Here is a 23,818-nt window from a genome sequence, read left to right on the forward strand (position 1 = left end):
CAGGAGAAACCCACATGAGCATCCTTACCGAAGCGCAGGCCAAGGCCATTCTGGACAAGGTCATCAAGCTGTCCAAGGCCGACGAGTGCACGGCCACGCTCAGCGGCTCGATCGACGGCAATATCCGTTTCGCACTCAACAACGTGTCCACCAGCGGCATCGTCGACAACACCGACCTGCAGGTGCAGGTGGCGTTCGGCAAGCGCGTGGGCATCGCCACCATCAACGAGTTCGACGACGCCGCGCTGGAGCGGGTGGTGCGGCGTGCCGAAGACCTGGCACGGCTGGCACCGGAAAACCCGGAATTCATGCCGGCGGTAGACAAGCAGACCTACAGGCCCAGCCCCACCTTCAGCGAATCCACCGCCGCCATCGACCCGGCATTCCGCGCGCAGGTGGCCGCCGATTCGATCGCCCCGTGCAAAGGCAAGGGATTGATCGCGGCCGGCTTCCTGGAAGATGGCCAGAGCTTTACCGCGTTCGCCAACAGCAAGGGCAACTTCGGCTACCAGCGTGGCGCGCGGTTCGACTACACCTGCACCGTGCGCACCGAAGACGGCCGCGGCTCGGGCTGGGTGGGGCGCAACCTCAAGGATGCCGCCGACTTCAAGGCCGAGCAGGACATCCGCATCGCCATGCGCAAGGCCAGCGACTCGTCCGAAGCCAAGGCGCTGGAGCCGGGCAAGTACACGGTGATCCTGGAGCCGGCAGCGGCGGCAGGCCTGATTTCTTTCATGATGCGCTACTTCGATGCACGCATGGCCGACGAGGGCCGCAGCTTCCTGTCCAAGAAGGGCGGCGGCAACAAGCTGGGCGAGCAGGTCTACGACCCGCGCGTGAACATCACCGCCGACCCGTGGGATGCGCGTGCCGCCGTGCTGCCGTGGGACGAGGAAGGCCTGCCGCGCGAGAAGATGCCGATCGTGGAGAACGGCAAGATCGCCAACCTGCAGTATTCGCGGTTCTGGGCGCAGAAGAACGGCAAGCGCGCGGTCGGCGAGCCGGGCAACCTGCTGATGGCCGGTGGCGACAAGAACATCGCCGAGCTGGTGCGCGGCACCGAGAAGGGCATCCTGGTCACGCGCACCTGGTACATCCGCATGGTCGACCCGCAGACCGTGCTGCTGACCGGGCTGACCCGCGACGGCACCTTCTACATCGAGAACGGGCAGATCAAGTACCCGGTGAAGAATTTCCGTTTCAACGAATCGCCGATCATCATGCTCAACAATATCGACGAGCTGGGCAGGCCGGTACGCGTGGCTGGCGATGAATCCAGCTATGTGATGATGATTCCGCCGATGCGGCTGCGCGATTTTACGTTTACCTCGTTGTCGGATGCGGTGTGACTGAGAGCCGGGAATCGGGAGTGGTGAATCGGGAATGGGAGAGCGGAGCAAGCTCTTCGCGGCCCGATGGTTTTCCCGCACATCCCGTTCCCGGTCTACACGCCCTGGCGGCGCCCGCGACGCGCCGTCATTTCCTTGGATTGCTGCTCGGTAGCGTCGCTGCGTTGGCGTTACCGCGGCGCGCGCGGGCGGCGGGCAACTACGATTTCTGGTTTACCCGGCTGCGGTACGACTCGGGCGATTGGGATGTGGATGCGCGCATGCCGTCCAACCTGATCACCGCGCTGATCGACTACACCCAACTGCGCGTGGACCCGCAGGAACATGTGCTGGATCTGGCCGATCCGCGCATGCTGCAGGCGCCGTTCTGCTATCTGTCCGGGCACAAGCTGGTGGAGTTCAATCCCGCCGAGCGGCGCAACTTCGAGCGCTATGTGCGCAATGGCGGCTTCGTGTTCGTGGACGATTGCAACCACGATATCGACGGCCTGTTCGCCACCTCGTTCGAGGCGCAGATGACATCCATCTTCGGCAAGACCGCGCTGCAGAAATTGCCCAGCAACCATCGTCTCTACAGCGCATTCTTCAAATTCCCCGACGGCCCGCCGGCCACCAGTTTCGAGCTCAATGGCTGGGGCGACGACCTGGTGCACGATTATCTCAGGGGCATCAGCATCGACGGCCGGCTCGGCGTGTTGTACAGCAACAAGGATTACGGCTGCGAATGGGATTACGACTGGCGCAACAAACGCTTCCTGGCCGAAGACAACACCAAGTTCGCAGTGAACATCGTGATGTATGCATTGACCAATTGAGATCGCCCCGTAGGAGCGCGCCTGCGCGCGATGCCGTGCCGGTAACGCCGCATCGCGCGCAAGCGCGCTCCTATGGAAATCGCGTGATGGTTTGCGGGCACTGCGGACCGACAGCACGACATCCAACGCCGCCGTTGCGCAACGAAGATCGACCGGTAAACGGGTCGCCCCAGCGCGCTCCTACGCCAGCAGCCACATAACGAGACTTCCCCCATGACTTCCCCCGACGACGACATCCTCACCCGGCAACTCTCCCAACTCGGCGCGTTGCGTGCGGCCCTGGCGCAGGCGGTGGTGGGCCAGGACGCGGTGGTGGAGCAACTGCTGATCGGCCTGCTCGCCGGCGGCCACTGCCTGCTGGAAGGCGCGCCCGGCCTGGGCAAGACGCTGCTGGTGCGCTCGCTGGGGCAGGCGCTGGAGCTGCAGTTCCGCCGCGTGCAGTTCACCCCCGACCTGATGCCCAGCGACATTCTCGGCACCGAGCTGCTGGAGGAAGATCACGGCACCGGGCATCGGCAGTTCCGGTTCCAGCAGGGCCCGATCTTCACCAACCTGCTGCTGGCCGACGAGCTCAATCGCACCCCGCCCAAGACCCAGGCCGCGCTGCTGGAGGCGATGAGCGAGCGCACGGTGAGTTATGCCGGCACCACCTATGCGTTGCCGGCGCCGTTCTTCGTGCTGGCCACGCAGAACCCGATCGAACAGGCCGGCACCTATCCGTTGCCGGAGGCGCAGCTGGACCGCTTCCTGCTGCATGTGCGGGTGGATTATCCCAGCGAGCAGGAAGAGCGCGACATCCTGAGCCAGACCACCGGCACCGGCAGCGCGCAGGTGCCCAGGGTGATGGACGCCGACAGCGTGCTGGCGCTGCAGCAACAGGTGCGGCACGTGCACGTGGGCGCGGATCTGCTGACCTGGATCAATCGCCTGGTGCGGGCCAGCCGCCCCGGCCCGCAGGCCAGCGAGGACGTGCGCCAGTGGATCAAATGGGGCGCCGGCCCGCGTGCCGGGCAGTCGCTGGTGCTGGCGGCCAAGGCGCGTGCGCTGTTGCATGGCCGCCTTGCCGCCACCCGCGAGGATGTGATCGCGCTGGCCGCGCCGGTGATGCGCCATCGCCTGTTGCTGTCGTTCGCCGCCGAGGCCGAACAACGCAGCGCCGACGATGTGGTCGCCGCGCTGCTGCGCGCCGTGCCATTCCCCGCGTGAGGCGCGTTGCGGCGTGAGCATGGACGTGCCGGCACTGATTCCTGCCGAGCTGCGCAGCCGCCTGCGCGGCCTGCAGCTGCGTGCGCGGCAGGCGCAGGGCGCGCAGGGGATCGGCCAGCACGCCAGCCGCAGCCGCGGCGCCGGGCTGGAATTCTCGCAATATCGTGCCTACGAACCCGGCGACGCCTTGCGCCAGATCGACTGGAAGCTCTACGCCCGTTCAGACCGTTTCTTCGTGCGCGAGGCCGAGCGCGAAAGCCCGCTGACGCTGTGGTTGTTGCTCGATGCCACCGCCTCCGCCGGCCAGGCCGACCAGGCGCGCCCGCAGGTCACGCGCCTGCAGGCGATGGCGACCCTGGCCGCGTGCGCCACCGAGGTCGCGCTGCAACAAGGCGATCAGGTCGGCTTGTTCGCGGTGCATGGCAATGGCCTGGTGGCCGTGCCGGCCGGGGGCGGGCCGCGCCAGCGCGACCGGCTCTGGCTGGCCCTGCACGGGCTGCGCGCCGGTGGCCGCTGGCCGGGCATGGACGCGTTGCGTCCACTGTGGGAACGCATCGCCGCACACGCGCTGGTGCTGTCGATCGGCGACGGCTTCGACCAGGACCTGCTCGGCGCGCTGGAAAAATTCGCCGCCGCACGCCGCGAAGTGATGCAGCTGCAGGTGCTGACCTGCGACGAGCGCGATTTCCCCTTCAGCGGCGGGCACCGCTTCCGCGACCCGGAAACCGGCGAAGAACTGCTCGGCGACGGCGCCGCGATGCGCGCTGCGTATCTGCAACGCTTCGGCGCTGCCCAGCGCGCGCTGCAGGCACGCTGGCAGGCGGCCGGCATTGCGCACGCGCTGCATTATCTGGATGCGCCACCGGATGCGGCATTGCGCGAGCTGTTTGCACACGGTGCGCGGCGATGAGCCGGCACACCGGCGCCAGCGCCGCAACTGAGGGAGCGCAGCAGTGAACCTGCTCCTGCTGTTCCCCGCCGGCCTGGCCGCATTGGCCGCGTTGCTGCTGCCGTTGCTGATCCATCTGGCCCGACGCAGCGAACACCGGCCCACCGACTTTGCCGCACTGCGCTGGCTGCGTGCGCAGCCGCGGCCCCGGCATCGGCTGCGTTTCGACGAATGGCCGCTGCTGCTGGTGCGCCTGCTGCTGCTTGCCGCAGTCGCGCTGCTGCTGGCCGAGCCGGCCTTGCGCGACCACCAGCAGGCACGCCCGCGCGTCGTGGTCAGCCCCGGCGTGGATCTGGCCGCGGCCCGGGCGCTCGGCCACGCGGCCAACGCGCAGTGGGTGTGGCTGGCCCCAGGCTTCCCGGCGATCGCTGCCGATGCGGTACACCCACCCGCCACGCCCGCCGGCACCGCGCCGCCGGTCGGCAGCCTGCTGCGCGAACTCGATGCCAGCCTGCCGCCGGAGACCGCGCTGAGCGTGATCGTGCCCAGCCAGTGGGGGCCGCTGGATGCGCAACGCCTGCAGCTGTCGCGCGAGGTGCGCTGGCAGGTGCTGCCCGGCCAGTCGCCGGCGGCCGCCGTGGCGCCCATCCCACCGTTGCGGCTGCAGGCAATCGCCGACGCCCCCGCCGACCCGGCCCTGCGCTATCTGCGCGCCGTGCATGCCGCCTGGGCACTGCCCGGCGCGCTTCCGGTGAGCGCCCCCAGCGCGGCCGAACCGGCGCGCTGGCCAGCCGGCACGGTGGTGGCATGGCAGTCGCAGCGCCCACCGCCGGCGCCGGTCATCGCCTGGGTCGCGGCCGGCGGGCAGCTGCTGCTCGATGCGCAGACCCCGGCCCCGCCCGCACTGGCTGGCCCGCTGCAAGCGCTGCTGCAGGACGCACACGGCGCCGCGCTGATCGATGCCGCAACGGTTGGCCGCGGCCGCCTGCTGCGCTGGGCCGCGCCGTTGCAGCCGCAGCGGCTGCCGGCGCTGCTGGACGCCGATTTCCCCACCCGCCTGCACGACGCCCTGCAGTCGACACCCGCACCACAGCGCGCGCTGGCGCAGACCCAGCAGCCGCAGCGCGGCCCCGCCATCCGCCTGGCCAGCGCCCCCTGGCCGCTAGCGCCCTGGCTGATCGGCCTGGTGCTGCTGCTGTTTGCGCTCGAACGCTGGCTGGCCACCGCGCCCCGCCGGAGCAGCGCGGCATGAGCACGCCGGCCCTGCGCCACGCCTGGCAGGCCTCGCGGCGACGGCAGGCCGCAGGCGTGCTGCTGTGCGGGCTGCCGCTGGCGGTGCTGCCGGCGCTGCTGGCGTGGCGCGCCGGTGCGCAGCCGGCGATCCTGCCGTTGCTGCTCCTGGGCCTGCTGGTGCTGATCGGCGTGGCGCTGCTGGCGGCCCGCCGGCTGGACCAGGCCTGGCTGATCCGCCGGCTGGATCGCGACGCGGATCTGGAAGACAGCAGCGACCTGCTGTTTGCCCCGGCCGGGCAGCTCGGCCCGTTGCAGGGCCTGCAACGCCGGCGCCTGGAACAGCGCCTGCGCAGCACCCCGCGCGATCTGCGCCCGGCCTGGCCGCGGCGGCGCGCCTGGGCATGCGGCCTGCCCGGCCTGCTCGCCTGCATTGCGGTGCTGCTGTGGCCGCACCCCGCCTACCTGCCCACCGCAGCCAACGACCGGATCGCCGCCGCCCGTGCCGGCACCGGCGCCCCCACGCTGGGTCAGGCGCGGCTGCACAGCACCCCGCCCGCCTACACCGGCCTGCCGCCCGCACGCCTGCCCGGGCTGGATGCGCGCGTGCCGACCGGCACCCGGCTGGACTGGCAGCTGCAGGTCAACCCGGCCCCGCGCAGCGTGGCGCTGCGGCTCAGCGACGGCCGCAGCGTTGCGCTGGCCCGGCAAGGCAAGACCGATCGATGGCAGGGCCAGTGGGTCGCCGAGCGCGCCAGCCTGTACCGCATCCTCATCGACGGCGCGCCGGTCGACCGCCAGCTGCACCGCCTCGACGTGCTGCCGGACCGCCCGCCGCAGGTGCGCGTGCTGACGCCCGAACAGAGCCTGGTGCTGTGGACGCCGTCCCAGACGGGCAATCGCGGCTGGACGCTGCGCTTCGAAGCCAGCGACGACTACGCGGTCGCCGCCGGCGCCGAGCTGCGCCTGACCCTGGCCCAGGGCAGCGGCGAGAACATCACCTTCAAGACCCAGCGCCGCACCCTCAACGGCAGCGGCCCGGCCCGGCAGCGCGGCTTTTCCACCACGCTGCAGCCGCAGGCGCTGGGCATGGCCGCCGGCGACGACCTGATCGCCCAGCTCATCGTGCACGACACCCGCCAGCCCGGCCCGCAGGAAGGCCGCAGCGCCAGCGTGATCCTGCGCTGGTCACCGCCGGAGCAGACCATGGCCGCCGGCCTGGAGGCCAGCGTCAAGCAGGCCTTGCCGGCCTACTTCCGCAGCCAGCGCCAGATCATCATCGACGCGCAGGCGCTGCTGAAGGAAAAGCCGCGCCTGGAGGCGGCCACCTACCTCAAGCGCGCCGACGCCATCGGCGTGGACCAGCGCCTGCTGCGGCTGCGCTACGGCCAGTTCCTGGGCGAAGAGAGCGAAGGCGCGCCCAAGGGCCCGCCGACCGCCGACGAAGCGCCAACCAGCGACGCCCCGGCCGACGCTCTGCCCACCGCCGACATGCCCACCGCGGATGCGCCGGCAACGCCTGCGGCGCCCGCGCCCGCCCGGGACGAACACGGGCACGATGCGCACGACCACGCCGCCGAGGCCGGCGCTGCCGCGCTGGACGACCACGACCATGCGCATGGCGACGGGGCGCCGGAGCGCGGCGGCTTCGGCCAGGCGCAGGACGTGCTGTCCGAGTTCGGGCACACCCACGACCATGCCGAAGCCGCCACCCTGCTCGACCCGCAGACCCGCGCGCTGCTGCGCGCCGCGCTGGACCAGATGTGGCAGTCCGAGGGCGCGCTGCGCCAGGGCCACCCGGAGCGTGCGTTGCCGTTTGCCAACAAGGCGCTGGGCTTCATCAAGCAGGTGCAGCAGGCCGAACGTATCTACCTGGCGCGGGTCGGCACGCAGCTGCCGCCGATCGACCCCGGCCGCCGTCTGAGCGGCGACCGCGCCGGCCTGGGCGACCGTGCCGCCGGCCTGGACAGCCGCCCGGACCCGGACCCGTCCGCCCTGCAGCTGTGGGACGCCCTCGGCGAGCAGGCCCCGGTGCCCGACGCCACCCTGGCCCGCTACGCGCAGTGGCTGCAGACCCAGCAGGAGCGCCTGCAGGATCCGCTGGGCCTGGCCGCGGCGGTGGAAACCCTGCGCGCCGAACCCGCTTGCGCCAGCTGCCGCGCCCAGCTGCGCGCCCAGGTCTGGCGCACGCTGGTCGCCCCGCCGGCCCCGCTGCACCGACGCGCCCCTGCCGACGCGCGCGGCCAGCGCTATCTGGATGCCCTGCGCCAGGAGCCGCAACCATGATGCTGCCACCAATCCTGTTGACCGCACGCGGCAGGTTCCGCCGGCTGCACGCGCGCGCGGCAACCCGGCGCGTGGGGCCACGGCGGGCTGGATGCACGCAAACGGAGCCGCAGGCATGACGCTCGCGCTGCCCTGGCTGGTCGGCAGTGCCTTGCTGCTGCTGGTGATGCTGAGCTGGTTCCGGCTGCTGCGCGCACACGCCCGGCAACCACGCGCGCGCGCGCGGCTGTGGCTGTTGCTCGCCGCCCAACCGCTCCTGGCCGGCCTGCTCTACCCGGTGCTGCTGCCGCCGCCGCGCGCCGGCAGCGCGAGCGCACTGCATGTCGCCAGCGCGGGCACCCAGGCAGACCAGGTTCGCCCGACTGCTGCGCCGTGGGTCGCCCTGCCCGAGGCGCCCGCCTTGCCCGGCGTGCCACGCGTACCGGACCTGGCCACCGCGTTGCGGCGCGCGCCCGGCACCACCGCCCTGGTCGTGCATGGCAGCGGCCTGCCGGCGCGCGACCGCGACGGCCTGCGCGTCCCTGTGCGGCTGGCGCTGGCTCCGGCGCCGACCGGTCTGGTCGCCGTCTCCACGCCGCCACCGGCCGCACCCGGCGAACGCATCGCCATCAGCGCGCGCGTGCAGGGCCTGCCGGGCGCGCGGGTGGAGTTGCTGGACCCCGCCGGGCAGGTGGTCGACACCGCCACCGCCGATGCGGCCGGCCAGGTACAGCTGCGTGGCCTGGCGCGCGCACCGGGGCAGGTGCTGTTCGCGCTGCGCCTGCGCAATGCCGCAGGCACCGAACATAGCCGGGTACAGGTGCCGGTGCTGATCGCCGCAGTGCCTTCCGCGCGCGTGCTGTTGCTGGCCGGCGCACCGCAGCCGGAACTGAAATACCTGCGCCGCTGGGCCAGCGATGCCGGCATGCAGGTGCGCAGCCAGATCGCGGTCGGCGCGGGCATGCAACTGGGCGAGGGCATCGCGCTGGATGCCGCCAGCCTGGACACGCTGGACCTGCTGGTCATCGACCAGCGCCGCCTGGTCGCCCTGGGCAACGCGCAGCGCCTGGGCGTGCGCGCTGCGATCGGGCGCGGCCTGGGCGTGCTGGTGCGCACCGACGGCCCCCTGGATGCTGCCGCCCGCGCCGCGCTCGGTGAGTTGGGCCTGGCCGTGACAGGCGGCAGCACCGGCGCAGCGGTCCCCGCGCCGCGGGCGCTGGCATCGCCCGGCGCCATCGACCCAGCCGCAGCGCCGGCCGACGCCACGCCACTGCCGCCCCTGCAACGCCGCACCCTGCAGCCGCAACAGGCCGATGCCGTAATCGCCGCACGCGCAGACGACGGCAGCGCGTTGGGCTGGTGGCGGCCGCAAGGCCGCGGCCGCATCGGCATCGGCCTGATCGAAGACAGCTTTGCCCTGGTCCTGGCCGGCCGCGGCGACCTGCATGCCGCGCTGTGGGCGCAGCTGTTTAGCGCAGTCGCCCGCGCAGGCGGCAGCGCGCCCGCTGCGGTACAGACAGGCTGGTCGCAGCAACGCATGACGCTGTGCGGTGTTTCCGCGGACGCAGCCGTCATCGGCCCTACGGGTACGCCCCAGGCGCTGCTGATCGATCCCGCCAGCGGCATTCGGGCCTGCGCCGCCTACTGGCCCACCACCGCAGGCTGGCGTCGTCTGCAGACCGGCACCGAACAGCGCTGGCTCTATGTCCGCGCGCCCGGCGATGTCCCCGCGCTGCACACCCAGCAGACCCGCGACGCCACCGTTGCGATGGCCGCCATCGACACGCCCGCGACCCTCCACGCGCCAACACCGCAGCCCGGCACCCGCTGGCCCTGGCTGCTGGCCTGGCTCACGCTGGCCGCAGCACTGTGGTGGCTGGAACGACGCAGGCGCTGACTGCGGCAGTGCATGGCCACATCAGCGCAAGATCGCGTGCGGTGCTGCTTTCAGACAGTCGTACTTGAAATGCATTGAGTTGGGAAACAGCGGTGCTGCAACATCGGCAGACCATCGGCGACACACCTCAACGCGACTGGCGCGACCACACCCGGCAACAGTTGTTCGCCGGCAACGCCACGTCGTCGATCAACTGCAAGCCCACCGACGCCGCCAGTGCATCCACCGCTTCGGCATCGCGAATGCCCGATGCGGCATCGCGCGCGCGCAACATCGCATCGAACGCGCGATTGCTCTGGCTGGTGAATTGACCATCGCGGTTGAACGGCCCGTACACCACCAGTAGCGCATCCGCTGCCATCACCGCCGGCAGCCCCGCAAACAACGCCTGCACCTGCGGCCAGCCCATGATGTGCAAGGTATTGGCGCTATAGACAGCGTCATAGCCGGCAGGCGCGCCTGCCTGCGCAGGCGGCAATGGTGGCGTGGGCGCCAGGCCTGGTGTCGGCGTCAGTACCGCCTGCAATGCAATCGGTGGCGGCGTATTCGGCAGTGCCGCCGCGTCCAGCCACTGCGTCATTCCCGGCAGATGATCGGCATGATCGCTGGCCTGCCAGCGCAACCACGGCATCGCCACCGCAAAATGCACCGCGTGCTGCCCGGTCCCCGCACCGATTTCCAGCACATTGCGGCGGTCGGCAAAGTGCCGTTGCAACACCTCCAGGATCGGATCGCGGTTGCGTGCGGATGCAGGTGAGAACGGCTTGGTCATAAGGAATATCAAGAGAAACGTCAGGACGTCTCTGCATTATGGATGCAAAACATCCAACGAGCTCATGCGCTCATCGGTGGTTTTCACGCAGGCGCATGCCCATCGATTTAGCGATACCCATCCCAAATGCCTCGCTATCGTTTGTGCATGATGACGCGGGGGCATACTCCGGAGGAGATCTGCATGAACAAGGCCGTTGCTTTTTTGACCACGAGCTTGCTAGCGATTGTTGCGAGCTTTGCTGCCGCGCCCACTGCAAACGCACAAGCGTCAACCGTAATACTCGACTGCGCAGGCAGTGATTATTGCTGGGCTGGCGTAGACAGCCCAGGATCACCAGCGCCATTCAAATATGCATGGACATTCAACAATACTGCTGGCGCCATCTTCCCCAGAAATTGCACCAATAGCGAGGATTGCAATTTTTATTGCCCACGTGGCAATACCTTCATCACCGCCAATGTCATGGTGAGCGACGCCAACAATCAGTTTATCGGTTCGGCGAGTGCGCGCGCACTCTGTACACCGCAACCTCTGTGAACTCAGGCAAGAACCTGCGCGTCAACCGATAGCGGCTCCGGACCGCAAGGATCTGTCCCCATCCTTGCTGGTCCGGTGCTTTCACCAGTCAGCTTGTCAATGCCTCATACGCACGTCGCACCGCATCCTCGCCATAATGCCGCTCCAGCCGGCGCACGATGAAGTGACCGCGCGCCATCGCCTGGAAGTGGCGCATGAACACGGTATTGAGCGTTGCGCCGCTGACCGCACCGACCAGCGGCACCGCCTGCACGGCGAGTTTTTCGCCGACATTGACCGAGAACCTGGCCGCAACGCGCGACACCAGCGACACCAGCACCGGCGCGCCCTTGCTGGCAAACCCATGCGCTGCGACGTAATGCGCCGCAGCGCTGAGTTGTTGCGCCATCGCCGCGCGCACCGCGAAGTAGCCCGACTCGGCGCCGTCGTCGCTGACACTGCGTCCGCCATGCGCCAGCACTTCCAGGCAGGCCAGCGCGGTTTCCGGATCGTGCAGCGATTCGCCTTCGGAACGGGCGATATCGGCGATAGAGCGCAACATCACCGTAGTGGTCACCGGCAGCTCCACCAGCAGGCCGGGCAGGCCGAAGAATCCGCCCGCGCCGCCGGCAACAGCCACCGCCAGAGTGTGGCGTGCGGTAGACGCAGGCTGTTGCAGATCGGTCTTGCCGCGCAGGCTCAGTAACGCCGATTTCATCGCCACCTGCAGCGCGCGACGGGTGACGCCATCGATGCTGCGGGTGACCAGTTTCGGCAGCCGCCGGGTGATCAGGCTCTCGATCGGCGCGCCTAGTGCATTGGCCAGTTGGGCGGCCACGCCGGGGTTTTCCAACAGCGCGTGCGCGGTGGCCAGATCGCGTTGCGCGGCAACGTCCATCACCGGGATCGGAAGCGTCGTCATGCCTGCTCTTCGTCGTTGGGGGCTTGCGCCGATGGTACCCAGCGCCACGTGAGCGCCAGACGAGCGGACTCGGCTGGCAAAAAAACGCCCTTCTGCAATTGGCCGGCAAAATGCGCGATCATCGGGCTCTATGCAGCCAATGCTGACCAGATGAATCGTGAGATCCGCCACAGCGTCGTCATTGCGGCCGCGCCGGAGGTGGTCTGTGCCGCGTTGTCCGAGCCCAGGCAACTGGCTCGCTGGTGGACGCGCGAGGTGGGCCTGGTCGAGGACCGGGTGCGGCTGGACTGGAGCCGGCAAGGCTGGCGGGTGGAATTGAGTATCGACGACGGTGCCGACTACCGTCTGGTGCGCTGGCGTTGCCACGCCTCCAACATGCTCGACACCGATGCCTGGAAGGGCACGGTGATGCGCTTCGACCTGCGCCCGACCAGCCAGGGCACGCAGGTGGAGTTCGAACACTCCGGCTACCGCGACTCGCCCTGCAAGGAAGCTTGCGCCCGCGGCTGGCGCTTCTTCCTGGGCAGCAGTCTCAAACGCTATGTGGAAACCGGCGAAGGCATGCCGTCGGCCGATATGCGCAGCCCCGCGCTGCCCGACAGCGGCGGCCACGCGCCGCGCTAGCGGCAACTGTCTGCAGGCACCCATTGCCATCGCGGCGTGCACGGTTGCCGCCGCTGCGTTAGACCACGCGGCTTTGCGTGCCAGCCGCATCGGCGAACCCGTGATGGATCGGTCGCTCGCGCAGAGTCCGCCTATGCCGTGCGCGGCTGGCCCATGGCTGGCGCTGGGCTGCCAGGCAACTGCGCGTCCACCGTCACCGGGCTGTCGCCACGCAGCAACGCACGCGCCTCGGCATCGGTGGCCACCGCTGGCGGCGAGCCGCGCAGCGGCAGGCCGGCGGTTTCGCGCACAAACAACATGGTCACCAGGCCGATCGCCGCCGCGCCCATCAGGTAGTACGCCGGCACCATCGGGTCGCCGCTGCGCTCCACCAACCAAGCGGTCACCAGCGGCGTGGTCCCGCCGAACAACGACACCGACACGTTGAAGGCGATCGACAACGCGCTGTAGCGCACCGGCGTGTAGAACAGCGCCGGCAACGTGGACGGCATCGAACTGGTGAAGCACACCAGCGCCAGGCCGAGCAGCATCAGGCCGGCAAAAATCAAGCCGTCATGGCCGCTGCCGATCAGCAGCAGGCAGGGGATGGCCAGCGCGAACAACGCAATGCAGGCACCGATGATCATCGGCCGGCGGCCCAGCCTGTCGCTGAACAGGCCGCCGACGATGTTGAGCGGCATCATCACCAGCATCACCAGAATGATCAGCAACAGGCCCTTGCTCTCGGCATAGCCCATGGTGACGCTGAGATAGCTGGGCATGTAGGTCAGCAGCATGTAGTCGGTGACGTTGAACACCAGCACCAGGCCCACGCACTTGAGCAGCTGCGGCCAATGCAGGCGCAGCATCGTCAGCAGGCCCTGGGCGGCGGTTTCGCGTTCGCGTTGTTCGGACTGCTCGGTATAGGCGCGAAATGCCGGGGTTTCCTCCAGCTTCATGCGCATGTACAGGCCCAGCAGCCCCAGCGGGCCGGCAATCAGGAACGGTACGCGCCAGCCCCAGTCAAGCATCTGCGCCTGGGTCACGGTCATGTGCAGCGCCGTCACCGTGGCGGCGCCGGCGATGTAGCCGCCCAGGGTGCCGAATTCCAGCCAGCTGCCCATCAATCCGCGATTGCGGTCGGTGGCGTATTCGGCGATGAAGGTCGCCGCGCCGCCGTACTCGCCGCCGGTGGAAAACCCCTGCAACAGCCGCGCCAGCAACAGCAGCGCCGGTGCCCACAGGCCGATCTTGGCGTAGGACGGAATCAGGCCGATGCTGAAGGTGCCCAGGGCCATCAGGATCATGGTCGCGGCCAGCACCTTCTGCCGCCCGTAGCGATCGCCGAGCGGGCCGAACACCAGCCCGCCGATCGGCCGCACCAGAAACGCGACGGTGAAGGTGGCAAAGGTGGCGATCAACTGCGCGGTGGGATTGCTGGCCGGGAAGAATACCTGCCCCAGCGTCACCGCCAGATAGCCGTACACGCCGAAGTCGAACCATTCCATCGCATTGCCCAATGCGGCCGCGCCCACGGCCTTGCGCAACATGCCGCGATCCACCACGGTGACTTCGTCCAGTTGCAGTTGGCGGCGGCGCTTGAACCAACCGAAGTGCGAGGCAATCGCGCGCGTGTCGTGCATGTGTTGTGTCTCCATGTGCGGCCATCGCTGCCCGCTCGCCCCGGCAACGCACAGGACACGGCGTATCACGCAGGCATGGCAATGGCACATGCACAAGATGACGCCGGAGGCATTCCCGGACGGCCGCGTGGATTCAGCGACGCTGCGGGACAGATGACCAAGGGGGTGGGCAATGCCCAAGGGCTTGATCAGCCGGTTATGGTACTACAGCGCGCAGATCGCTGCAGCCGCGATGGTGGAGCATCGCGGAAAACCGCTTGTTTCAAGGCATCTGGCGCATCGGGCGCGCGCATCGCGCCCTCGCTGCACTGCGCATGTCCTGCCATATTTACGCGCCATCGATCAGGCGCGTTACTCGCTTACACCAGCGCCGCACCCAGCTGCGACAGCAGCGGTTGCAGATCTTCGCGCGTCTGCGGGCGCACGGCGCGTGCCACTTCCACACCGTCGCGCAGCAGGATGATGGTCGGCCACAACGTGACACGAAAAGAGCGGCCCAGGGGCCGTCCTTTTCCATCTTCGATCTTGCGATAGTCGAGCGCTGCAACGCCACCCAACAATTTCTGCAGCAGCGGTTGCGCGGCAATGCAATGGCCGCACCAGTCGGTGCCGAATTCCAGCACCTGCAGACCGGCCTGTGCATCCACCGCGCTACGTTCGGGCGCCTGGGTGGCGTAGTCGCGAACAAACCCCATCGTGTGACAGCTCCGTTGTGCTTACGACAGTGCGCGCTGAATGTCTTCCAGCGGCAGATTGGTCAGGTCCTTGGCCAGGTCGCCAACCAGGCGTTGCTGCGTTTCCTTGTGCAGCAGCGGACGCACCCGGCCCAGCGTCGTCGGGTCGGCCACCAGCACCAGATGCGTGTACTCGTGCTTCAGCGCGCCGTCGTTCAAGGCATGCGACAACTGCTTGGCGAAGGTCATTTCGTCCATGTCCGCCTCGCTGAGATCCTGCGGCGCCTTGCCGGCCGGGCCATCGTCGTCGACGTTCTGCACATCGGTGCGCGCATGCTGGCGCAGCACCACCTTGGCCTCGTTACCGGTGTTGGTGAACCAGCGCGCTTCGCCGCCATCGGCCACCACTACCAACGCACCCTGAGGAATTTGCAGACTCATTCGATTCTCCTTGTTAGAGCGGCGCTGCATGTGCAACGCCAGTCGGCCTCAACCTAGGCGAGAGGATGTAAGCGCCGCGCCTAGCCGGTGTCAGCATGGCGTTAGCGTGGTGCCGCCAGCGGCGGAGGCGGCAGACCCAGGTGCTTGCTGAAGAAACGCGCCGCTACCCGCAGCGCCTGCTGGCTCTCCGGCAGTGCATTGGTGAGGTGGAAGGCGTGCCCCAACCCATCCCAGACATGCAGGTCCGATTCGCGGCCCAGGTCCACCAGGCGCGAATGCGTGTAGGCGGCATTGCTCAGCTCGGCAGCACGCGTGGCGGTGAGGAACAGCGTCGGCGGGAACTGCCGCAGCACCGCATCGGAAAACACCGGTGAAACCAGCGGATCGTGGAAATCCACGTTGTCGCCGTAGTACAGGTCTTCCCAGATCGGCAACGCACCGGCCTTGTCCGGCAACAAGGCATCGTTGACTGCCGCCACCACACTGCGCGAATCGCCGCGGTAGCGCGCATCGCCTGCGGCGCAGAACAGCCCGGCCGCCGCCGGCATCGGCAACTGCTCCTTGGCGAACCACGCCAGCGATTCACCGGTGAGCACGCCGCCGGCCGAACAACCGAACAGGCCGATGCGCTCGGGCGCATAGGTCTTGAGCGCAGCGCGATACACCGCTGCCACATCCTCGCTGGCAGCCGGGAAATGGTGCTCGGGTCCCATCCGGTAATCCACCGCGACCACGGTCATGCCGGTCATCGCCGCCAGCGGAATGGCTTCCATCAAGCCGAACGAGGCCGGGCTGCCCATCACGAAGCTACCGCCATGCAGTTCGATCAACAGGCGCTTGGCCTGCTCGGGTGTGCGCGTGCGCGGCTCCACCCGCAGCACCGGCACGCCGTTCCAGGTCTCGGGCGTGATCTCCACCGCGTAGCGCGTGCGCAGCTGCGCAATCACGCCTTCGGCCCAACGCTCGGTGTCGGCGCGGAGACTCGGCAATTGCTTGAGCAAGGTGGCGTTGTCGGCCTTGTCCATCGGATCAACGCGGGCCGCCCCGGCGGCCACATGCGCACGCGCGGCAGGGCTCAGATATTCCGACACCGGCAGGTCGAAGGCGGGTACATGCCGGATGCCATCGGGGGCCGAAGCGGGGGCCGGTGGTGCCGGCTCGGCGGCGGTTGCGTGCATGCTGCACGCGGTACAGATCAACGTGAGCGCCAGCGTCTTGTTCAACCAATGACGTGTCATGCAGTGCCCTCCCAGGCAAGTCGAACCGCCAAGGATACCGGCAGTGGCCGGCTTGCATCGCGTGCAGACAATGGCGTTGCATGTAACGACGCGATGTAACGCAAATGCTGCAACTACGCACACCACAGCGTGCAATCGGACCATCGTGCGCGAGCGTTCGATATCGCAGCAAGGTCATGTGTTCCTCTGCATCCAAGCGGACATCGAGATCCCGCGACCGCCAGCACCGACACTGCGCCTGCCGACGTGTCGATGCCATGCACCGAGCCCATCGTCGCGCTCAGGCGACAGGTGCCGACGCTGCGGTGGGCGGCAGATGCTGCAACGCCTGCAGCGTGGAGGTGGTCAGTGGCGACGGCAGTGCGTCCAGCGCGAACCAGCCGATGTCGGCGATCGCTTCGGGCTCGCGGCACACGGTGTGCTCGCTGCCCTGGATCGCGGCCAGATACACCGGCGCAACCCAATGCTGCGGCGGCCGCAGGTCCGGCTCGAAGTAGCTGACGATGCACAGCACATCTTGCAGTTGCACGTGCAGGCCGGTTTCTTCCAGCACTTCGCGCACCACCGCGTGTTCCACCGTTTCCATCCAGTCCACCTTGCCGCCGGGCAGGCCCCAATGGCCCTGCTCGGGCGCACGCCCGCGCTGCACCAGCAGCAGGCGGCCATCGGCGCGCCGGATGAAGGCGCCGCATCCGACGCGTGGACGAAGGTCGGTATCGATCGAGCTGGACATAGGCATCCCGGAGGTTGTGCCGCGTAGTGTCCCAGATGTGCGGCGGGCAGGTGGTGCATCCACGCATCTGCAAGTGCATGATCGTACGGAGCGCTCTCCACGCCGATCCACACCAATGACGCTGCCTTAGCGCCATGTTGGCGAGGATGCGCGCAGTCCGCGCCGCGCCGGCGCACCGTGTTGGAGGTTGGGATGTCGCGTATCGTCGTGATCGGCGGCCATGGCAAGGTCGCACGTCTGCTCACGCCGTTGCTGGTGCGTGGCGGGCATTCGGTCACCGCACTGTTTCGCAATCCTGCGCACGCAGACGATGTGATTGCCGACGGCGCCACCCCGCAGGTATTGGATATCGAACAGGCCGACACCGCTGCGATCGCCGCGCAACTGGCCGGCCACGACGCGGTGGTGTGGTCGGCCGGCGCCGGTGGCGGCGATGCGGCACGCACCTACGCGGTGGACCGCGATGCGGCGATCCGGTCGATGCATGCTGCCGCGCAGGTACGCGTGCGCCGTTACCTGATGGTGTCCTATCTCGGTGCCGGGCTGGAACACGGCATCGGGCCGGACGATGGATTCTTCGCCTACGCCCAGGCCAAGGCCGCGGCCGATGCGCACCTGCGCAGCACCACGCTGGACTGGACCGTGCTGGGGCCGGGGCGACTCACGCAGGAGCCGCCAACCGGCCGCATCACGTGCGACCCGGGCAGCGCTGCCGACGGCGGCGTGTCGCGCGCCAACGTGGCGCAGGTCATTGCGGCGGCACTGGCCACGCCGGCCACCATCGGCAAGACCGTGGGCTTCATCGACGGGCAGACGCCGATCCAGCAGGCCCTGTCGCAGCTGGAATGAACGCCGCGCCTATCGCAACCGGCGCGCGGGGCGCACGGTGGATGGGCCTAACGAATTCCTAAAGCCAGCCTCGGCATAGTCACAGACGCAGCCCATCGTGGAGGTCGCTTATGTCTGCATTCGTCACGCCACGCCGTGCCGGCATCCTGCCGCCGTATCTGCTGGACCATGTGGCCCGGGCGGCGCCCGAGCGTGCACGCCAGTGCGCGCTGTTGTCGCGGCAGATCACCGCGCAGCTGCGGCAACAGCGCGCGTTCGGCCTGCTCGCACGCGCCCAGGCACTGGCCGCCGATGCTGCGAGCACGCCCACCGCGCAGGCGGTGCAGCGGCAGATCTACGACGCCCAGCAAGGCAGCGCGCTGCCCGACACCCTGGTCCGCGCAGAGGGCGCTGCCGCCACCGACGATGTGGCCGTAACCGAGGCCTACGATTATCTCGGCGCCACGCACGACTTCTTCCAGACGGTGTATGGGCGCAATTCCATCGACGGCGACGGCATGCCGTTGATCGGCACCGTGCATTACGAGCGTGGCTACGACAACGCCTTCTGGAACGGCGAGCAGATGGTGTTCGGCGATGGCGATGGCGAGGTCTTCAACCGCTTCACCATCGCCATCGACGTGGTGGGCCACGAGCTGAGCCATGGCGTGACCGAGCGCACCGCCAACCTGATCTACCAGGGCCAGTCCGGCGCCTTGAACGAGTCGCTGTCGGATGTATTCGGCGTGTTGATCAAGCAGTACACGTTGCGGCAGCAGGCCGGCGAGGCGGACTGGATCATCGGTGCCGGCTTGTTGATGCCCGGCATCGACGGGGTGGGCCTGCGTTCGATGCGCGCGCCCGGCACCGCGTACGATGACCCGGCCCTGGGCAAGGATCCGCAGCCGGCCAGCATGGCCGGCTACGTCGACACGCAAGAGGACGATGGCGGCGTGCATTACAACTCCGGCATCCCCAACCACGCGTTCTATCGCGCGGCCGTGGCCATCGGTGGCTATGCCTGGGACAAGACCGGCCGCATCTGGTACCGCGCGCTCACCGGCGGCGAGCTGGCCGCCGGTGCGGACTTTGCCACCTTTGCCGCGCTCACCGTCAGCATTGCCGGTGCGGACTACGGCGCCAGCAGTGCCGAGGCAACCGCGGTGCACCAGGCCTGGCGCGACGTGGGCGTGCTCGCATGAGTCCACAGCGTCCGCCGGTGGATGCAGGCGTGACCTTGCGGCTGGCACGCGAAGGCGGGGTGGCCGCCTTCCCCGCCATGCGGCGTGAACGGCAGCTGGTGATGGATGACCTGGACGATGCGCAGCGTCTGCAGCTGCGCGCCTTGCTGGACCAGTGCCTGGCGCATGCGCTGCCGCATCCGCAGGCCGGTGGCGGCGACCGCCGTTACTTCAGCATCGCCTGGGACGGCGCCAGCGAGCCGCTGCGCATCCCCGAAGAACATGCACCGGCTGCGATCGTGCGGCTGTGGAAGCAGGGCACCCTATAGCGGTCGCACCACGATGCCGCCGCCCGCGCCACAGCGCGCGTGCCCATCGCCCACCACAAACGAAAACACCGCGCATTGCGCGGTGTCTGTCGACGGTAAGTGGTCCAACTGCGGATGCCTGCACCCTTTAAGCTGCCTAGATGCTCTAGGGCTGCACAGCTGGTGACGCATAGTGCGGGCTGCTGCGTTAGCGCCACGTGCAGCGGAGCGGTCAACTTGAAGACACCCGCTCGTCGCTGCAGTGCAGCAGGTCATTGCCGGTGTCCGGGGCTGGCTGCGCGCATGCCGATCTGCCCGGGCCTGCACCCGCTGCGCCGGCAAGGCAAGCGCATCCGCCATCCCGACTGACAGGCACGCAGCGGCATCTGCCCGGGATGCCCACCTCCAGCGCCTGCAGATTGGAACCGCATGGCGGCGGGGCCACTGCACCGTGATCGGCAGGGTGCCAGCCAGCAGGGCGCGTCGAACCCATCGTCACAGCGCAGCAAGACGCTGGGCGGCAGCTCCTAAGGCGAGTTACCGGACGCGGGCAATGCGATCGGCCGGGTTCGGCCTCGCCCGGCGCCGCACGCCTGCATTGCCGTCAACACCGGCTTCGCGGATAGTCGCGCCACTGATCAGACAAAATCTATGACGCCCGTGATTGTGTTGCTGCTTGCTGCCGGACTGCTTGCCGGCCTGGGACTTGCCGGTGTCATTGCGTGGCTGCTGCTGCGCCGTCGTGCGCAAACCGCCGGTACCCCTGCCACCTCCGCCGTCTCCGCCGCTGGTGCGCATGCCGCACCGGCAGCGCGCGCGCCGGGGCAGGCGGCTGTGCAGGTGCAGGCGCACCAACAGGCACAGGCGCATACCGCCGCTGCACCGCAGCCCCTGCCGCCCCTGCCGCCCGGGCCGCCACCGATGCAGCCACTGCTGCGCCGCATGTATGCCGCGGTGATGTCCACCCCATCGCTGGCCGAGGGCCACCTGCCGACCGACCCGGCGCAGGCCGCGGTGCTGGCTGCGGTCGGCAATGCGCTCGACCACGTGGACCTGCGCCCGCAACTGCTGCCGCGCCGCCCGCAGTTGTTGCCGCAGCTGATGCGCGCGGTCAACGACCCGGATGCCTCCGGTCGCGGCATCGCCGCGATCATCGCGCAGGACCCGGCGCTGGCGGCCAACCTGTTGCGCATCGCCAACAGCGCGCTGTATCGCCCGCAGGGCGGCCCGCTGGAAAGCCTGGAGCGGGCCGTGGTGCATATCGGCACCGAGGGCGTGCGCCAGATCGTCGCCGCCGCAGTGATGCAGCCGGTGCTGAGCCTGGAGGGCGGCCTCTACGCGCGCCTGCCGGCCGCCGTGTGGGATTACGCCCTGCGTACCGCCGCAGCCGCGGCTGCCTACATGCGCGAGCGCGGTGGCGACAGCTTGTCGGCGCAGCTGGCCGGCCTGCTGCAGGGCCTGGGCGCGGTGGTGATCCTGCGCGTGCTGCGCGATGCCTATGCCGAGCGCCCGACCCTGCCCTACAGCCTGGAAGTGGCCGCCGCATTAGTGGAACGCCACACCGCCGCAGTCGCCAAGACCATCGTCACCGCCTGGGATCTGCCTGCCACGCTGAGTACCGCGCTGGACGAGCAACGCCCCGAGCACGACGCCACCGTGCTGACCACCTCGCTCGGCATGGCGCTGCGTTATGGCCGGCTGGCCGCCGCACTGGCCATGCTCGCCCGCCATGGCGCCGAGCAGGAGGAGCACGCGCTCAGTGTGCTGTCCACGCTGGAGCCGGACCACGCGGCCAATGCCGCGCTGTGGCAACGGCTGGTCGCTTCCAGCGTGGAGTGAGGCCGGTCCGGTTGCGGCAGGTCGGGCACCCACGTGCCCTGACGAGCGCACGTGCAGCACCCCACCGCTCAGCCCTCGCTCGCAATCATCTCCTGGACCCGCGTCGCCAGCAGGCTGACGCTGAACGGCTTGGCCAGCACCGCCATGCCGGGTTCGAGGTGGCGGTCGTTCAATTGCGCGTGTTCGGCAAAGCCGGTGACGAACAACACCTTGAGTTTTGGGCGGCCCACGCGCGCGGCATCGGCCATCTGCCGCCCGTTCATGCCGCCGGGCAGGCCGACATCGCTGATCAGCAGATCGATCCGCACCGGCGACTGCAAGATGCCCAGCCCTGCAGCGCTGTCGCCGGCTTCCAGCACGGTGTAGCCCAGCTCTTCCAGCACCTCGGTGAACAGCAGGCGGATGGACGGCTCGTCGTCGACAATCAACACCGTTTCGCCGGCCAGCGAGGGCGCAAGTGCCAGCGTGGCGGTGCCGCTGTCGCTGCTGTCGTCGGCACCGGCATGACGCGGCAAATAGATGCACACCGTCGAGCCCTTGCCCACTTCCGAATGGATGCGCACCTGCCCGCCGGATTGCTTGGCAAACCCATAGATCATCGACAGGCCCAGGCCGGTGCCTTCGCCGATGGGTTTGGTGGTGAAGAACGGATCGAACGCGCGCGCCACCACATCCGGCGGCATGCCGGTGCCGGTATCGCTCACGCACAGCGACAGGTAGTGCCCTTCCGGCATGCCCAGCTGCTGGCCCATCTCGCGGTCGATCCAGCGGTTGCTGGTCTGCACGCGCAGGCGCCCGCCGTCGGGCATCGCATCGCGCGCGTTGATGCACAGGTTGAGCAGTGCGTTCTCCAGCTGCGGCGCATCCACCAGCGCCAGCCACAGTTCGGCAGCGGCGATGTTTTCCACGCAGATCCCCGGCCCCACCGTGCGCTGGATCAGCTCCAGCATGTCGACCACCAGCCGGTTGACGTTGGTCGGCTTGGGCAACAGCGTCTGCCGCCGCGCAAACGCCAGCAAGCGGTGCGTCAGCGCGGCCGCGCGCGTGGTGGCGCCCTGCGCGGTGGCCACATAACGCTCCAGGTCGCGATAACGGCCTTGCTCGATCCGCAGGCTCATCAGCTCCAGCGCACCGGAAATGCCCGCCAACAGGTTGTTGAAGTCGTGCGCCAGCCCGCCGGTGAGCTGCCCCACCGCTTCCATCTTCTGCGATTGGCGCAGCGCTTCTTCCACCGCCATCAGCTCGCGCGTGCGCTCGGTGACCTGCTGCTCCAGCGTGTCGCTCAACTCGCGCAGTGCCGCCAGCGCGCCGTCGCGCTCTTCCGACAGTGCGTGGCGCGCCTCGATGTCCAGCAGCACGCCGGGAAACCGCAACGGCGTGCCATCGGCGCCCTTTTCGACCCGGCCATTGGCTTCCAGCCAGTAATACTTTCCGTCGCGCCGTTTGACCCGGTACTGGTGCGCGTAGGCGCCGCCGCGGGCGATGGCCTCGCCAATGGCCGCGCGCAGCCCCTCGCGGTCGTCCGGGTGCACCGTCCGTATCACCTGTTCCAGCGTCAGGCCGCTGCGGCTGGTGGACGGATCGAAGCCGAAGTTCTGCGCAAACGCCTCATCCACCGAAAACGCGTCGCTGGGCAGGTCCCAGATCCAGGTGCCGATGATCGCCCCGGCCGCCAGCGCCAGCTGCACCCGCTCGGCATTGCGGCGCGCCACCGTTTCGGCTTCCAGCGCACGATCGCGCTCGCTGGTGCGGTTGACCACCTCATGCACCAGATGGGTGTTTTCGTTGCTCAACATCGCATGCTGGATGTCGCGGTTGCGGTCGGCCGCTACCTGGGTGGTGGTTTCGATCGCGATGTTCATCAGCCCCACGATGCTGCCGTCTTCACCGCGGATCGGCGAGGCGGTGGCATTCCAGTAGGTCATCTCGCTGACGCCGTTGCGCAGCATCGGCAAGGCGATGAACCCCTGGCCGAAGCCCTCACCGGTTTGCATCACCCGGTCGAAGTCCTGCGCGATGGGCGCGTAGGTTTCCTTCCACACCTCGGTCACCGGCTGGCCCAGCGCCCGCGGATGACGGTCGCCCAGCGAGCGCAGGTAGACATCGTTGTAGAACATCCGCAGCTCCGGCCCCCACAGCACCGCACCGAGCAGGGTGGAGTTGAGCACCACCGACAACGACGAGCGCAGCGACTGTGGCCAGGTCTCCGGCGCGCCCAGTGGCGTGGCGGCCCAGTCGTGTGCGCGCATCAACGCGCCCATTTCGCCCCCCCCTGCTAGGAAATCCAGACCGACGGGCTCGATGGCGGGGGGCGCTGTGCTCACGTGACGGCATTGCCTGGCGGAAAGTGCGCGCATTGTGGCATGCAGCGGCCTCAGCAAGGCATGCGAGGCACGCCCGCGCCCCGCGGCCACGCTGCGCGCGCGGCAGCTGCGCGTCCTGACGCGGGCACAACGGCATGCCCAC

21 protein-coding genes are annotated in these 23,818 nt (G+C 68.8%); 13 read left to right on the plus strand and 8 right to left on the minus strand.

Annotation, left to right across the window (positions count from 1 at the left end):
* Window positions 1-14: 14 nt before the first annotated feature.
* The 7 genes from FHT09_RS16165 to FHT09_RS16195 all read left to right on the plus strand — a co-directional run bounded on the left by FHT09_RS16165 (window position 15) and on the right by FHT09_RS16195 (window position 9,651).
* On the plus strand, window positions 15-1,349 hold the full coding sequence (locus tag FHT09_RS16165; protein WP_024940480.1) for a TldD/PmbA family protein: 1,335 nt from the start codon (window positions 15-17) through the stop codon (window positions 1,347-1,349).
* Window positions 1,346-2,164 (plus strand): DUF4159 domain-containing protein, encoded by an 819-nt coding sequence (locus FHT09_RS16170; RefSeq protein ID WP_184417020.1) that lies wholly within the window; start codon window positions 1,346-1,348, stop codon window positions 2,162-2,164. Before FHT09_RS16165 ends, FHT09_RS16170 begins: the two co-directional genes overlap by 4 nt.
* Before the next feature lie 213 nt (window positions 2,165-2,377).
* Complete coding sequence (locus FHT09_RS16175) at window positions 2,378-3,370, plus strand: MoxR family ATPase (protein WP_104607533.1); 993 nt, start codon at window positions 2,378-2,380, stop codon at window positions 3,368-3,370.
* Window positions 3,371-3,383: 13 nt separating this feature from the next.
* Window positions 3,384-4,280, plus strand: coding sequence for a DUF58 domain-containing protein (locus FHT09_RS16180; RefSeq protein ID WP_104607534.1), 897 nt, complete (start codon window positions 3,384-3,386; stop codon window positions 4,278-4,280).
* A gap of 43 nt (window positions 4,281-4,323) precedes the next feature.
* Window positions 4,324-5,511, plus strand: a complete 1,188-nt coding sequence (locus FHT09_RS16185) for a BatA domain-containing protein (protein ID WP_104607535.1) — start codon at window positions 4,324-4,326, stop codon at window positions 5,509-5,511.
* Window positions 5,508-7,775, plus strand: a complete 2,268-nt coding sequence (locus tag FHT09_RS16190) for a hypothetical protein (protein WP_181141476.1) — start codon at window positions 5,508-5,510, stop codon at window positions 7,773-7,775. The genes FHT09_RS16185 and FHT09_RS16190 overlap by 4 nt, the downstream gene beginning before the upstream one ends.
* A gap of 115 nt (window positions 7,776-7,890) precedes the next feature.
* On the plus strand, window positions 7,891-9,651 hold the full coding sequence (locus FHT09_RS16195) for a hypothetical protein (protein WP_104607536.1): 1,761 nt from the start codon (window positions 7,891-7,893) through the stop codon (window positions 9,649-9,651).
* 127 nt (window positions 9,652-9,778) lie between these two features.
* Here FHT09_RS16195 and FHT09_RS16200 read toward each other — a convergent pair whose 3' ends face one another.
* A complete protein-coding gene (locus FHT09_RS16200; protein WP_184417022.1) occupies window positions 9,779-10,423 on the minus strand; it encodes a DUF938 domain-containing protein in 645 nt (214 codons plus the stop codon).
* Window positions 10,424-10,606: 183 nt separating this feature from the next.
* Here FHT09_RS16200 and FHT09_RS16205 point away from each other — a divergent pair, with 183 nt between their 5' ends.
* Window positions 10,607-10,963: a hypothetical protein gene (locus FHT09_RS16205; protein WP_146096616.1), complete on the plus strand. Its 357-nt coding sequence runs from the start codon at window positions 10,607-10,609 to the stop codon at window positions 10,961-10,963.
* A gap of 88 nt (window positions 10,964-11,051) precedes the next feature.
* Here the strand turns inward: FHT09_RS16205 and FHT09_RS16210 are convergent, their stop codons facing one another.
* On the minus strand, window positions 11,052-11,840 hold the full coding sequence (locus FHT09_RS16210; RefSeq protein WP_104606215.1) for an EcsC family protein: 789 nt from the start codon (window positions 11,838-11,840) through the stop codon (window positions 11,052-11,054).
* Window positions 11,841-12,014: 174 nt separating this feature from the next.
* Here FHT09_RS16210 and FHT09_RS16215 point away from each other — a divergent pair, with 174 nt between their 5' ends.
* The gene (locus tag FHT09_RS16215) at window positions 12,015-12,488 is read left to right on the plus strand and encodes an SRPBCC domain-containing protein (protein ID WP_104606156.1); all 474 of its coding nucleotides are present in this window, start codon (window positions 12,015-12,017) and stop codon (window positions 12,486-12,488) included.
* Window positions 12,489-12,619: 131 nt separating this feature from the next.
* Here FHT09_RS16215 and proP read toward each other — a convergent pair whose 3' ends face one another.
* The 5 genes from proP to FHT09_RS16240 form a co-directional block, all read right to left on the minus strand.
* Entirely contained in the window at window positions 12,620-14,110 is a 1,491-nt protein-coding gene (proP, locus tag FHT09_RS16220; protein WP_104536644.1) for a glycine betaine/L-proline transporter ProP, read from the minus strand.
* Between the two features lie 359 nt (window positions 14,111-14,469).
* Entirely contained in the window at window positions 14,470-14,805 is a 336-nt protein-coding gene (locus tag FHT09_RS16225) for a thioredoxin family protein (RefSeq protein WP_104536643.1), read from the minus strand.
* Window positions 14,806-14,826: 21 nt separating this feature from the next.
* Window positions 14,827-15,225, minus strand: coding sequence for a host attachment family protein (locus FHT09_RS16230; protein ID WP_104536642.1), 399 nt, complete (start codon window positions 15,223-15,225; stop codon window positions 14,827-14,829).
* Window positions 15,226-15,326: 101 nt separating this feature from the next.
* Window positions 15,327-16,463, minus strand: a complete 1,137-nt coding sequence (locus FHT09_RS16235) for an alpha/beta hydrolase (RefSeq protein WP_181141309.1) — start codon at window positions 16,461-16,463, stop codon at window positions 15,327-15,329.
* A 280-nt stretch (window positions 16,464-16,743) separates the two neighbouring features.
* Window positions 16,744-17,202 (minus strand): NUDIX domain-containing protein, encoded by a 459-nt coding sequence (locus FHT09_RS16240; RefSeq protein ID WP_104606157.1) that lies wholly within the window; start codon window positions 17,200-17,202, stop codon window positions 16,744-16,746.
* A 186-nt stretch (window positions 17,203-17,388) separates the two neighbouring features.
* On the opposite strand from FHT09_RS16240, the gene FHT09_RS16245 reads away from it, so the two are divergent.
* From FHT09_RS16245 to FHT09_RS16260, 4 genes are all read left to right on the plus strand, one after another.
* A complete protein-coding gene (locus tag FHT09_RS16245; RefSeq protein WP_104606158.1) occupies window positions 17,389-18,045 on the plus strand; it encodes an SDR family oxidoreductase in 657 nt (218 codons plus the stop codon).
* A 110-nt stretch (window positions 18,046-18,155) separates the two neighbouring features.
* Window positions 18,156-19,226 carry a M4 family metallopeptidase gene (locus FHT09_RS16250; RefSeq protein ID WP_104606159.1) on the plus strand — a complete coding sequence of 357 codons (1,071 nt, stop codon included), beginning with the start codon at window positions 18,156-18,158 and terminating at the stop codon, window positions 19,224-19,226.
* Entirely contained in the window at window positions 19,223-19,534 is a 312-nt protein-coding gene (locus tag FHT09_RS16255) for a protealysin inhibitor emfourin (RefSeq protein ID WP_104606160.1), read from the plus strand. Before FHT09_RS16250 ends, FHT09_RS16255 begins: the two co-directional genes overlap by 4 nt.
* Before the next feature lie 630 nt (window positions 19,535-20,164).
* A complete protein-coding gene (locus tag FHT09_RS16260) occupies window positions 20,165-21,352 on the plus strand; it encodes an HDOD domain-containing protein (RefSeq protein WP_104606161.1) in 1,188 nt (395 codons plus the stop codon).
* A 68-nt stretch (window positions 21,353-21,420) separates the two neighbouring features.
* Here FHT09_RS16260 and FHT09_RS16265 read toward each other — a convergent pair whose 3' ends face one another.
* Entirely contained in the window at window positions 21,421-23,709 is a 2,289-nt protein-coding gene (locus tag FHT09_RS16265; protein ID WP_181141310.1) for an ATP-binding protein, read from the minus strand.
* Window positions 23,710-23,818 lie beyond the last annotated feature (109 nt).

Source organism: Xanthomonas sp. CFBP 8152, from assembly GCF_014199025.1.
Lineage (GTDB): Bacteria > Pseudomonadota > Gammaproteobacteria > Xanthomonadales > Xanthomonadaceae > Xanthomonas > Xanthomonas arboricola_B.